This window comes from Streptomyces broussonetiae (genome assembly GCF_009796285.1).
In the GTDB taxonomy this organism is placed as follows: Bacteria; Actinomycetota; Actinomycetes; order Streptomycetales; family Streptomycetaceae; genus Streptomyces; species Streptomyces broussonetiae.
Map to the genome: position 1 here is coordinate 2,349,490 of NZ_CP047020.1, position 12,387 is coordinate 2,361,876.

At 69.4% G+C, this 12,387-nt stretch carries 11 protein-coding genes; 2 read left to right on the forward strand and 9 right to left on the reverse strand.

The features are described 5' to 3' along the window. Positions 1-57: 57 nt before the first annotated feature. Positions 58-1,419, reverse strand: coding sequence for a Pup--protein ligase (gene pafA / locus GQF42_RS10865; protein ID WP_158919423.1), 1,362 nt, complete (start codon positions 1,417-1,419; stop codon positions 58-60). A 9-nt stretch (positions 1,420-1,428) separates the two neighbouring features. Further along, the gene (locus GQF42_RS10870; RefSeq protein ID WP_158919424.1) at positions 1,429-2,688 is read right to left on the reverse strand and encodes an MFS transporter; all 1,260 of its coding nucleotides are present in this window, start codon (positions 2,686-2,688) and stop codon (positions 1,429-1,431) included. 133 nt (positions 2,689-2,821) lie between these two features. Here GQF42_RS10870 and GQF42_RS10875 point away from each other — a divergent pair, with 133 nt between their 5' ends. Next, positions 2,822-3,847 (forward strand): LacI family DNA-binding transcriptional regulator, encoded by a 1,026-nt coding sequence (locus GQF42_RS10875; protein WP_158919425.1) that lies wholly within the window; start codon positions 2,822-2,824, stop codon positions 3,845-3,847. A 167-nt stretch (positions 3,848-4,014) separates the two neighbouring features. Here GQF42_RS10875 and prcA read toward each other — a convergent pair whose 3' ends face one another. The 5 genes from prcA to arc form a co-directional block, all read right to left on the reverse strand. Next, entirely contained in the window at positions 4,015-4,770 is a 756-nt protein-coding gene (prcA, locus tag GQF42_RS10880) for a proteasome subunit alpha (RefSeq protein ID WP_158919426.1), read from the reverse strand. Positions 4,771-4,834: 64 nt separating this feature from the next. Continuing rightward, the gene (gene prcB, locus GQF42_RS10885; RefSeq protein WP_158919427.1) at positions 4,835-5,680 is read right to left on the reverse strand and encodes a proteasome subunit beta; all 846 of its coding nucleotides are present in this window, start codon (positions 5,678-5,680) and stop codon (positions 4,835-4,837) included. A 202-nt stretch (positions 5,681-5,882) separates the two neighbouring features. Continuing rightward, positions 5,883-6,101 carry a ubiquitin-like protein Pup gene (locus GQF42_RS10890; protein WP_030744708.1) on the reverse strand — a complete coding sequence of 73 codons (219 nt, stop codon included), beginning with the start codon at positions 6,099-6,101 and terminating at the stop codon, positions 5,883-5,885. Between the two features lie 172 nt (positions 6,102-6,273). Then, entirely contained in the window at positions 6,274-7,785 is a 1,512-nt protein-coding gene (gene dop, locus GQF42_RS10895) for a depupylase/deamidase Dop (RefSeq protein ID WP_375994959.1), read from the reverse strand. Between the two features lie 232 nt (positions 7,786-8,017). Further along, positions 8,018-9,784 carry a proteasome ATPase gene (gene arc, locus GQF42_RS10900; RefSeq protein ID WP_158919428.1) on the reverse strand — a complete coding sequence of 589 codons (1,767 nt, stop codon included), beginning with the start codon at positions 9,782-9,784 and terminating at the stop codon, positions 8,018-8,020. A 520-nt stretch (positions 9,785-10,304) separates the two neighbouring features. Here arc and GQF42_RS10910 point away from each other — a divergent pair. Beyond that, on the forward strand, positions 10,305-10,607 hold the full coding sequence (locus GQF42_RS10910; RefSeq protein ID WP_158919429.1) for a ferredoxin: 303 nt from the start codon (positions 10,305-10,307) through the stop codon (positions 10,605-10,607). A gap of 21 nt (positions 10,608-10,628) precedes the next feature. On the opposite strand, the gene GQF42_RS10915 is transcribed toward GQF42_RS10910, so the two are convergent. Next, the gene (locus GQF42_RS10915) at positions 10,629-11,201 is read right to left on the reverse strand and encodes a hypothetical protein (protein ID WP_158919430.1); all 573 of its coding nucleotides are present in this window, start codon (positions 11,199-11,201) and stop codon (positions 10,629-10,631) included. 256 nt (positions 11,202-11,457) lie between these two features. After that, complete coding sequence (locus GQF42_RS10920) at positions 11,458-12,360, reverse strand: tRNA (adenine-N1)-methyltransferase (RefSeq protein WP_158919431.1); 903 nt, start codon at positions 12,358-12,360, stop codon at positions 11,458-11,460. Between the last annotated feature and the right edge of the window lie 27 nt (positions 12,361-12,387).

A 12,387-nucleotide genomic window follows, 5' to 3' on the forward strand; every position in this document is an offset into this window, starting at 1 on the left:
CGCCCGTGTGGCGTTCCGGTATTTCGGTCCGGAAACGCTTGACTCTCCCTCTTTTCGCTACATTCCGGCGATCAGCTTCTCCACCCGGTCGTCCACCGAACGGAACGGGTCCTTGCACAACACGGTGCGCTGTGCCTGGTCGTTGAGCTTGAGGTGGACCCAGTCGACCGTGAAGTCCCTGCGCTGTTCCTGCGCCCTGCGGATGAAGTCGCCGCGCAGGCGCGCCCGAGTGGTCTGCGGGGGAACCGACTTGCCCTCGAAGATCTTCAAGTCGTTGCAGATCCGGGTGGCTTGACCCTTGCGCTCCAGCAGGTAGTACAGGCCACGACGGCGGTGGATGTCGTGGTAGGCGAGGTCTATCTGCGCGACCCGGGGATGCGACATCGTCATGTTGTGCTTGGCCCGGTACCGCTCGATGAGCTTGTACTTCATGACCCAGTCGATCTCGGTGCCGATCCGGTCCAGTTCCTCGGTCTCGATCGCGTCGAGGGTGCGGCCCCACAGCTCCAGGACCTGGGCGACCGTGCCGGTGCGGATGCCGCGGCGGTCGCAGAAGTCCACCGCCTTGTCGAAGTACTCGCGCTGCACCTCCAGCGCGGAGGCCTCACGGCCGCTGGCCAGGCGCACCTTGCGCCGGCCGGTGATGTCGTGGCTGACCTCGCGGATCGCCCGGATCGGGTTCTCCAGGGTCAGGTCGCGCATCACGGTGCCCGCCTCGATCATGCGCAGCACCAGGTCGGTGGCGCCGACCTTGAGCAGCATGGTCGTCTCGGACATGTTGGAGTCGCCGACGATCACATGCAGCCGACGGTAGCGCTCGGCGTCCGCGTGCGGTTCGTCGCGGGTGTTGATGATGGGCCTCGAGCGGGTCGTCGCCGAGGAGACGCCCTCCCAGATGTGCTCGGCGCGCTGGCTGACGCAGTACACGGCGCCGCGCGGCGTCTGGAGCACCTTGCCGGCGCCGCACAGCAGCTGCCGGGTGACCAGGAAGGGGATGAGGATGTCCGCGAGCCGGGAGAACTCCCCGTGCCGTGCCACCAGATAGTTCTCGTGGCAGCCGTAGGAGTTGCCCGCCGAGTCGGTGTTGTTCTTGAAGAGGTAGACGTCGCCTGCGATTCCCTCCTCGTGCAGGCGTCGTTCCGCGTCCACCAGGAGTCCTTCGAGAATGCGCTCGCCGGCCTTGTCGTGGGTGACCAGTTCGATCACGTTGTCACATTCGGGTGTCGCGTATTCCGGATGTGAGCCCACGTCGAGATAGAGCCGGGCGCCGTTTCGCAGAAAGACATTGCTGCTGCGGCCCCATGACACGACACGGCGGAAGAGGTACCGCGCCACCTCGTCAGGAGACAGGCGCCGCTGTCCCCTGAACGTGCACGTGACGCCGTACTCGTTCTCCAGCCCGAAAATGCGGCGGTCCATGACTGAACATTACGCCCGATCCTCCGAGCTGAAACGGGGTTCGACGGCACGATTTGGATCATTTTCCGGTGAAGCCGCAACGACCCCGCCCGGCGCGGGAGCTGCGAGGACCCGTCCGGTGGCGAGCAGGACCAGCAGGGACACGGCTCCGGCCGCACCGGGAACCGCGAAGCCCCACTCCGTGCCGCCGGCCTGGACCACGGGGCCCGCAAGGCCCGTTCCCACCGAGGCACCCACGGTGAACGTCGTCACAAGCCAGGAGAACGCCTCGGTGACGGTCCCGCTCGGCGCGTGCCGGTCCACGACGATGAACGCACAGGCGATACAGGGTGCGAGGAACACTCCCGCGACCACCGTGAGCAGCACCATGGGCACCGCGTCCGGCTGCAGCGTCAACGGCAGGTAACACACCGCCAGAAGCGCCACGAGGAACGTCAGTCGCCGCTCGGGCGCACCGGCCCACCGGCGGGCGCCGTAGGCGGTGCCCCCGACGAGCGCACCGAGGCCGAGCCCGGCCATCATCCAGCCGTAGACCGCGTCACCGCCGTGCGCGTCGGCGTACGACACCGACGCCACCGTGATGGAGCCGAGCGCGATGCCGACGAACAGGAAGGCGCCGAGCAGGACGAGCAGACCGGGCGAGCGCAGGGCGCCGAGCCAGTGCGCCTCGCGCGGGGCGGAGCGCCACGCGCGCGAGGGCGGTGAGAGGACCACCGAGAGCGCGCCGAGCACGCCCAGGCCGTTGAGCACCAGCAGGGCGGCGCGTTCGTCCCACAGGGACACGCACAGGGTCACCAGCAGCGGCCCGACGGTGAACATGACCTCCTGCGCGATCGCGTCCATGGCGTAGGCGGTGTGCACCTGCTCCTCGCCGCGCACCACGGACGGCCACAGGGCACGCAGACCGCCCTCCAGCGGCGGGGTGAACAGCCCGGCCGCGGCGACGGAGACATAGGCGAGCGGCAGCGGGTCGATGCCACAGAAGGCGAAGACGCTCATGGACAGGGCCGCGAGGACCGCCGCGGGCAGCTGGACGCGCGGCTGGCCGCGCAGGTCCACGAGCCGGCCGAGGACCGGCTGGCCGACGGCGTTGGCGACGCCGTAGACCGCCGCGAGAGCGCCCGCGAGGCTGTAGGTGCCGCCCTGGGCCCGGACGAACAGCACCATGGCGATCGCGGCGGTCGCGTTGGGCAGCCGGCCCACCAGTGTGCCGGTGAGCAGCCGCAGCGCGTGCCGCGCCCGGAGTATCTCCAGGTATCCCGTGGCCAATTCCCGCCCTCCAATGGCTCGCCCGGGACGTCTCGACGACCCGACGTGTTACGTATAACTTCTCTCCTCATACGTACCATGTGGGCTGTTCACAGTCCAGGCGAACGATCCACAAGAGGGGAGCGGGCCCGCGGTGGCACGCAGCAGCACCCGCCCGACCAGCCGTGACGTCGCGCACGCGGCCGGGGTCTCGCAGGCCGCCGTCTCGCTCGTGCTCGGCGACAAGTGGCGCGGCCGGGTCTCCGAGGCCACCGCCGAGCGCGTCCGGGAGGCCGCGCGCGACCTCGGCTACCGTCCCAACCTCGCCGCCCGCAACCTCCGCCTCGGCCGCACCCGCACGGTCCTGCTGGTCGTCCCGGCCCTGACGACGGAGTTCTTCGCCGGTGTGTACACGGGTGCCGCGCGCGTGGCGGCCGAAAACGGCTTCGGCGTCGTGCTCTATCCCTCTCCCGAGGGCATCGGCCCCGCCCGCGACCCCTTCGCCTCCGCGCAGGCCGCCCTGGACGGCGTCATCGCCTCCTCCATGGCCGCCGACGCCCTGACCGCGATCCGCGGCGACCAGCTGCCCCTCGTCATGCTCGACAGCGACCCCGAGGGCAGCCTCGGCGCGGCCACCGTCAACCTGGACATCGCCGACGGTGTCCGCCAGGTCACCGGTCATCTGCTGGACCTCGGCCACCGCCGGGTGCTGCACCTGGCCGCCGATGTGCCGTCCTGGACCTTCGAACTGCGCGCGCGGGAGCTGGCGGCACGCATGGCTGCCGTATCCGGCACCGAGGTCCGCACCGCCCGTGCCCCGATCTCCATCGAGGGCGCCCTGGCCGCCACCGAGGCCGCGCTCACCGCACCCGGCCCCCGCCCCACCGCCGTGGTCTGCGACGACGACAAACTCGCCGCCGGCGCCTACAAGGCCCTGCGCCGCCTCGGCCTGCGCATCCCGGACGACGTCTCGGTCACCGGCGTCGACGACCTCGGCCTGGCCACCGCCCTCGACCCGGAGCTGACGACGGTACGCCTGGACGCCGAGCTGTTCGGCGAGCGCGGTATGCGGGCCCTGCTGGCCGTCCTGGAGGGCCGTACGCCCGAGGGCGGTGACATCCCGGTGGAACTGGTCGTCCGGGGCTCCACGGCGCCGCCACCGGGCCATAGGACCCGCTGACCGCGCGGGGCGCCCGCCTGCGCCGCGACCCGGATGGTGGACCCGGCGCCCGGTGCGGCCCTTGAGGGTCCGCTCTTGAGGGTCGGCTCGTGAAGGTTGTCCTGCGCTCGTGTGTGCCCCGGCCAGGAGACCGGCCGGGGCACACACGAGCAGGAGGGGGAGGCGGACTACTCCTCCTCGGACTCCTCGGGCTCCTCGGCGCTCTCCGCCTCGGTGGCCGCGCCCTGCGCCTCCAGCAGGCGGGCGAGCTGACGGCCGACAATGCGCTTGAACTTGCGCTTCTGCGGGCGCGTGCGGTCCAGCACCGCGACCTCCAGGCGCTCGGCGGGGATCTCCCGCTGGGTGCCGTTCGACTCGCGGGACAGGGCCTGCACGGCCAGCTTGAGCGCCTCGGCCAGGGTCATGCCGTCCTGGTGGCGCTGGTCCAGGTAGTTGCTGATCAGCTCCGCGTTGCCACCGACCGCGACGGAGCCGTGCTCGTCCACGATCGAGCCGTCGTGCGGCAGCCGGTAGATCTGGTCGCCCTCGGGGGTCTCCCCCACCTCCGCCACGACCAGCTCCACCTCGTACGGCTTCTCGGCCGCCGAGGAGAAGATCGTGCCCAGCGTCTGGGCGTAGACGTTGGCGAGACCGCGAGCGGTGACGTCGTCCCGGTCGTAGGTGTAGCCGCGCAGGTCGGCGTAGCGGACACCGCCGATCCGGAGGTTCTCGTACTCGTTGTACTTGCCGGCGGCCGCGAAGCCGATCCGGTCGTAGATCTCGCTGAACTTGTGCAGCGCCCGTGACGGATTCTCGCCGACGAACACGATGCCGTCGGCGTACTGGAGCACGACAAGGCTGCGACCGCGGGCGATGCCCTTGCGGGCGTACTCGGCGCGGTCGGCCATGGCCTGCTGGGGTGAGACATAGAACGGCGTCGACACCGGTTATCCGTCCCTTTCTGTCATGGTCACTGGATCACCTTGATAAGAACCGGGGCCCGCTGCTTCAGAGCAGGGCGGCCCTGGGGCCGTCGGGCTCCACCAGACGGCGCTGGAGCACCGCACGGGACAGCTCCGAGGACTCGTCCTCGGTGAGCCGGCGGAAGCCGTCCTCGGTGATCACGGTGATGATCGGGTAGATCCGGCGGGCGACATCGGGACCACCGGTCGCCGAGTCGTCGTCTGCCGCGTCGTAGAGGGCCTGGACGACCAGCGTGGTGGCCTGCTCCTCGGCCAGGTCGTCACGGAACAGCTTCTTCATCGCACCACGCGCGAAGATCGAGCCGGAGCCCGTCGCCGCGAAGTTGTGCTCTTCGCTGCGGCCTCCCGTGACGTCGTAGGAGAAGATGCGCCCCTTCCCGCGGTCCAGGTCGTATCCGGCGAAGAGCGGGACCACGGCCAGGCCCTGCATGGCCATGCCGAGGTTGGAGCGGATCATCGTCGACAGCCGGTTCGCCTTGCCCTCCAGGGACAGCTGGGCGCCCTCGACCTTCTCGAAGTGCTCCAGCTCCAGCTGGAAGAGCTTCACCATCTCGACGGCCAGACCGGCGGTGCCGGCGATGCCGACCGCCGAGTACTCGTCCGCCGGGAAGACCTTCTCGATGTCCCGCTGGGCGATGACGTTGCCCATGGTCGCCCGGCGGTCACCGGCGAGCACCACGCCGCCCGGGAACGTCACGGCCACGATCGTCGTGCCGTGCGGCGCCTCGAGCACGCCCTGGGTGGGCGGCAGCTGTCGGTTGCCGGGCAGCAGCTCGGGCTGGTGCTCGGAGAGGAAGTCCATGAACGAAGAAGAGCCTGGCGTCAGGAAGGCAGCTGGTAGACGCCCGGTGCCACGAGTATTGGCTTCCACAAGTTTCCTTCCAAGTAAGCGATATGCCACGGACCCTACCCGGGTCCCAGTGGTGATCCACATGCCCGGCCGGAGCCGGTATCGGAAACGAAGACTGCTCGCGGCCCGGACTTCTCCGGCCGCGAGCAGCTCTCCGTTGTCCGCTCATCGGCCACTCACGACTCCCCCACCCTCGAACCTGGGATTCGAAGGCAAGGACGGCCTACTGCCCGCCCTTTTGAACGAAGGAGCGCACGAAGTCCTCGGCGTTCTCCTCCAGGACGTCATCAATCTCGTCCAGGACGGAGTCCACGTCGTCGGACAGTTTCTCGTGACGTTCCTTGAGGTCGCCCTGCGCCTGCGCGTCCTGCGCCTGCTCCTCGACCTCCTCGGTGGAGCGTGTGGCCTTCTGCTGGCCGCCGCCGGTGTCCTTGGTTGCCATATCCCTCACCCCGCTCAGTTCGCCTGCCGATCGGTGATGATCAGACCCTACAAGCCGGGTCCGACATCGGCCCCGCAGTTTCCACAACGTACGGGGGCCACCTCGATGATTCCCGGACGGCGGGATTTCCACCCCGGCCCCCCGGGGCGCCGCCCGCTCCCGCCGGCCCTGCTCAGCCCCCCGACAAGACCCTGACCAGGTCTTCCGCCGTGCGGCAGCGGTCCAGCAGCTCCTTGACGTGATTTCGCGTTCCGCGTAGCGGTTCCAGGGTTGGGACGCGCTGCAACGAGTCCCGGCCGGGGAGGTCGAAGATGACCGAGTCCCAGCTCGCGGCGGCGACGTCGTCCGCGTACTGCTCCAGGCAGCGGCCGCGGAAGTACGCACGCGTGTCCTCCGGCGGCTTCGTACGGGCCCGGTCGACCTCGCTCTCGTCCAGCAGCCGCTTCATGCGGCCACGGGCCGCCAGACGGTTGTACAGGCCCTTCTCGGCGCGTACGTCGGCGTACTGGAGGTCGACCAGGTGCAGTCGCGCGGCGTCCCAGTCGAGGCCGTCACGGCGGCGGTAGCCCTCCATCAGCTCGCGCTTGGCGACCCAGTCCAGCTCTCCGGCGAGGCTCATCGGGTCGTTCTCCAGGCGGTTCAGGGTGTCCTCCCAGCGGGTGAGGACGTCCTTGGTCTGCTCGTCCGCGTCCGCGCCGTAGCGCTCCTCCACGTACTTGCGCGACAGCTCGAAGTACTCCATCTGCAACTGGACCGCGGTGAGTGTGCGGCCGCTGCGGAGGGTGACCAGGCGCTTGAGGCCAGGGTCGTGGGAGACCTGGTGCAGCGTGCGCACGGGCTGGTCGACCGCCAGGTCCACCGCGATGAAGCCGTCCTCGATCATGGACAGGACCAGGGCGGTCGTGCCCAGCTTGAGGTACGTCGAGATCTCCGACAGGTTGGCGTCGCCGATGATCACGTGCAGCCGGCGGTACTTCTCGGCGTCCGCGTGCGGCTCGTCCCGTGTGTTGATGATCGGGCGCTTGAGCGTCGTCTCGAGGCCCACCTCGACCTCGAAGTAGTCGGCGCGCTGGCTGATCTGGAAGCCGTGCTCGTGCCCGTCCTGGCCGATGCCGACGCGGCCCGCTCCGGCGAAGACCTGGCGGGAGACGAAGAAGGGCGTGAGGTGACGCACGATGTCCGAGAAGGGGGTCTCCCGCTTCATCAGGTAGTTCTCGTGCGTGCCGTAGGAGGCGCCCTTGTTGTCGGTGTTGTTCTTGTAGAGGTGGATCGGCTGGGCACCGGGAAGCTGTGCGGCCCGCTCGGCGGCCTCGGCCATGATGCGCTCACCGGCCTTGTCCCACAGGACGGCGTCGCGGGGGTTGGTCACCTCGGGGGCGCTGTATTCGGGGTGTGCGTGGTCGACGTACAGACGCGCGCCATTGGTGAGGATCACGTTGGCGAGGCCGATGTCCTCGTCGGTGAGCTGGCTGGAGTCGGCCGCCTCCCTGGCGAGGTCGAAGCCTCGCGCGTCGCGCAGCGGGTTCTCCTCCTCGAAGTCCCAGCGGGCCCGGCGGGCCCGGTGCATCGCCGCCGCGTAGGCGTTGACGATCTGGGACGAGGTGAGCATGGCATTGGCATTGGGGTGGCCGGGGACGGAGATCCCGTACTCCGTCTCGATGCCCATTACTCGCCGTACGGTCATGCGGCCCTCCTTGCCCGGCGGCACCCTCGGTCGTGGGCGCCGCTCAAGTACCGCTGGCGCTCCGGTGCGTGTGCGGTGCCCGTCCCCGCACTGCGCGACTCGGCGGTAGGAACGAGCCTAGAACGCCTTTGCGCTGGTGGGGAGATCATTTGCGTCATTGCCTGCTCCGGTCGTGGCCAGAAAAACAGAAGGCTGCGGGTACCCGGCGAGGGCACCCGCAGCCGCCCTGCTCTTACAGGTACTGACCGGTGTTCGCCACCGTGTCGATGGAGCGTCCGGTGTCCGCGCCCTGCTTTCCGGTGATGAGGGTACGGATGTACACGATCCGTTCGCCCTTCTTTCCGGAGATCCGGGCCCAGTCGTCCGGGTTGGTGGTGTTGGGCAGGTCCTCGTTCTCCTTGAACTCGTCCACGCAGGCCTGCAGCAGGTGGGAGACGCGAAGACCCTTCTGGTTCTTCTCGAGGAAGTCCTTGATCGCCATCTTCTTGGCGCGGCCCACGATGTTCTCGATCATGGCGCCGGAGTTGAAGTCCTTGAAGTAGAGGACTTCCTTGTCGCCGTTGGCGTAGGTGACCTCCAGGAAGCGGTTCTCCTCGGACTCGGCGTACATGTGCTCGACCGCCGTCTGGATCATGCTCTGGACGGTCGTCTCCTTGCTGCCGCCGTGCTCGCCGAGGTCGTCGGCGTGCAGCGGGAGGCGCTCGGTGAGGTACTTGCCGAAGATGTCCTTGGCCGCCTCGGCGTCCGGCCGCTCGATCTTGATCTTCACGTCGAGCCGGCCGGGGCGCAGGATGGCGGGGTCGATCATGTCCTCGCGGTTGGAGGCGCCGATCACGACCACGTTCTGCAGGCCCTCGACGCCGTCGATCTCGGCGAGCAGCTGCGGGACGATGGTGTTCTCCACGTCCGAGCTGACGCCGGAGCCGCGGGTGCGGAAGAGGGACTCCATCTCGTCGAAGAAGACGATGACGGGCGTGCCCTCGCTGGCCTTCTCACGCGCACGCTGGAAGACGAGGCGGATCTGCCGCTCGGTCTCGCCGACGTACTTGTTGAGCAGCTCGGGGCCCTTGATGTTCAGGAAGAAGCTCTTGCCCGCGGCCTGGCCGGTGACCTCGGCGACCTTCTTGGCCAGCGAGTTCGCGACGGCCTTGGCGATCAGTGTCTTGCCGCAGCCGGGCGGGCCGTAGAGCAGCACGCCCTTGGGCGGGCGCAGCTCGTGCTCCTTGAACAGGTCCGGGTAGAGGTACGGCAGCTCGACCGCGTCGCGGATGGCCTCGATCTGGTTGCCGAGACCACCGATCTGCTCGTAGCCGATGTCGGGGACCTCTTCGAGGACGAGTTCCTCGACCTCGCTCTTGGGCACGACCTCGTAGACATAGCCGGAGCGGGGCTCGAGCAGCAGGGCGTCGCCGGGGCGGATGGTGACGTCCAGCAGCGGCTCGGCGAGCCGCACCACCCGCTCCTCGTCGGTGTGCCCCAGCACGAGGGCACGCTCGCCGTCCTCGAGGATCTCCTTGAGGGTGACGATGTCGCCGACGCTCTCGTACTCCATGGCCTCGACCACGTTGAGTGCCTCGTTGAGCATGACCTCCTGGCCGCGCCGCAGATCGTCGAGGTCGACGCTTGGGCTGACGTTCACCCGGAGTTTGCGGCCACCGGTGAAGATGTCGGCGGTGCCGTCCTCGTTGGCCTGCAGGAAGACTCCGAAGCCGGCCGGCGGCTGGGCGAGCCGGTCGACCTCTTCCTTGAGGGCCACGATCTGGTCGCGGGCCTCGCGGAGGGTGTTGGCCAGTCGTTCGTTCTGGGCGGACACGCCGGCCAGGTTGGTCTGCAGCTCGACGATCCGCTCTTCGAGAATCCTCGTGTGTCGCGGAGAGTCGGCGAGCTTGCGTCGCAGGACGGCGATCTCCTGCTCAAGGTAGGCGATCTGCCCGGCCGGGTCGTCGGACCCTCGTCCCGGGCGGATGCCGCGGTTCATGTCGTCGTCGTGGGCTGCCACGGTCCTCACCTCCTCCAAGGGGAGCTGGACGCTTCCAGACCCTACCTGGGTGGGTGTCGATTGAAACCCCTAGATCACCAAGACTGTCAAGGTGTGTCGTCGGTCACCCGGTGCGCTCTCCCTCGCACGGAGGGGATACCCACTCAACGTGATGTGGAAGCAGCTTGTTCCGGGCATCGCGTGGTCGAATTCCTTCAAAGCTGGCCGGAGTTGTCCGCCCCGGGCCGGTCGGCCCGTATGCGGGCAGCCGGCAGCGCAACCGTACAGTCATCACGCAGAGCGACGGCCCGGGCGGACGGGGTCACGGTCGGCCGGACCTGAGGTGGTCGTCCCCGTGGCCGGGACATGCCGTCCTGGTCGGGCGGTCGTACCCGAGCGGGATCGGGCGGAAACCCGGTCACCGGCGAAAGAAGGCCCGAAAGCGGCGGAGGTAGGGTCGGGGGTGTTCAACAGCCGCTGGAGCGGACCCGGCTGGCCTCAGGGCCGCCGGACCGCCCGGCGAACCGGAAGGGCAGGAGAAGTGACCGTGCAGCAGGAGGCCCCGGGCGGCGAGGCGCTGGAGGTCTGGATCGACCAGGACCTGTGTACCGGCGACGGGATCTGCGCCCAGTACGCCCCGGAGGTGTTCGAGCTGGACATCGACGGGCTGGCCTATGTGAAGGGCGCCGACGACGAACTGCTCCAGGACGCGGGGGCGACCGTGCCGGTACCACTGCCGCTGCTGACCGACGTGGTGGACTCGGCCAAGGAGTGCCCCGGCGAGTGCATCCATGTGCGCCGGGTTTCGGACAGGGTCGAGGTGTACGGGCCCGACGCGGGCTGAGTCCCGGCGCCGGGCCCGGTGTCAGACGCTGTGGACCGGGGCGTCCGTGGAGCGGACGAACGCGCTGCCGTTCCACTGCCACTTGACCGGGGTCTTGAGGTCGGGGCAGCAGTTGGGGACGGCGTCCGAGGAGTAGCCGAGCAGGGTCGCGCCGACCGCACGCACGCGTATGGAGAAATCGGTGACCGTGACCCGGTCCCGCGGGTCCACGAGGGTGGCGACCACGCGCGGCTTGCCGCCGTCCGACGGGCGGGTGACGACGTAGACCCCGTCCGGCGAGGTGCCCATGGCGGCGTCGCAGTGCACGACCGCAACCGTTTCCGGCCTGCCGTCGCCGTCCAGGTCCCCGGTGGCCTGCTTCGCGACCACCGCCTTCGCCGGACCGCAGTGCAGCGGGAAGACCACGCCGGCCGTACTGGGCGGTGCGACGACCGCGGGGGCGGCGGTGGTGTGCGTGCCGGTCGCGGCTGTGGCCGATCCCGGTTGTACGACGGAGGAGAGGGCCACGACGCCGGCGACAGCCGTGGCGGTGGCAACCCAGTGGATGGGCCTGGTCTGGGTGTGGGCAAGCTCCGGAACGGCGGATTGCTGCACTAGGAGTGTCTCCCGTGAGGGCTGTGCCGGTGGGGTGGCCAGCATCGTGCCACACGTCACAGTGCGGGGGAACGGCGGGGTCCGGGGTTCCCGCAAGCGAACCGCCGGCGCGCGTGCGGGCGTACACGCCCGTGGGGGCGCGGGGCACCCCGGTGCACCGTCAACGAAGTCAACGAACGGGCGCCGTGCCCGAGTTCCCCTCGCTCGGCGGGAACTCGGGCACGGCGCCCTGGCGTTGAGCTGTGTGCACGGCCGGTCAGCGGCCGGCGGCTCCGTCGGCGTTGGGTCCGGCGTAGTCCTCGCCGTAGGCGCCCTTGGCGGGGCGGCGTCGGCGCATGGGCGGCTCGACGCCGTCCGCGAGGCGGCGGGCGGTGAGCAGGAAGCCGGTGTGACCGATCATCCGGTGGTCCGGGCGGACGGCCAGGCCCTCGATGTGCCAGTTGCGGATCATGGTCTCCCAGGCGGTCGGCTCATTGAAGCAGCCGATCTCCCGGATGGACTCCACGGTCCGCGCGAGCTGGGTGGTGGTGGCGACGTAGCAGCACAGGATGCCGCCCGGGACGAGCGCCTTGGAGACGGCCTCCAGGCACTCCCAGGGGGCGAGCATGTCGAGGATGACGCGGTCGACGTCGGTGTCGGACAGGTTGTCCTGGAGGTCGCCCACGGTGAGCTGCCAGGCGGGGTGCGGGCCGCCGAAGTAGCGCTCCACGTTCGCCTGCGCGATCTCGGCGAAGTCCTCACGGCGCTCGTAGGAGTGCAGCATGCCCTGGTCGCCGATGGCGCGCAGCAGGAAGCTGCTGAGCGAGCCTGAGCCGACGCCGGCCTCCACGACGCGCGCGCCGGGGAAGATGTCGGCGAAGGCGAGGATCTGCCCCGCGTCCTTGGGGTAGACGACGGCTGCCCCGCGGGGCATGGACAGGACGTAGTCGGGGAGCAGGGGGCGCAGCGCGAGGTAGGCCACGTTGCCGGTGGTGCGGACAACGCTGCCCTCGGGAGCACCGATCAGTTCGTCGTGCGGGAAGGAGCCCTTGTGGGTGTGGAAGTTCTTCCCGGCTTCGAGCGTGAACGTGTAGTGGCGGCCCTTGGGGTCGGTCAGCTGTACCTGGTCCCCGACCTTGAAGGGCCCGCGCCTGCGGGCGGCACCGGTCGGTTCGGACATGTGAACAGACTACCGGCCCCGGCGGGG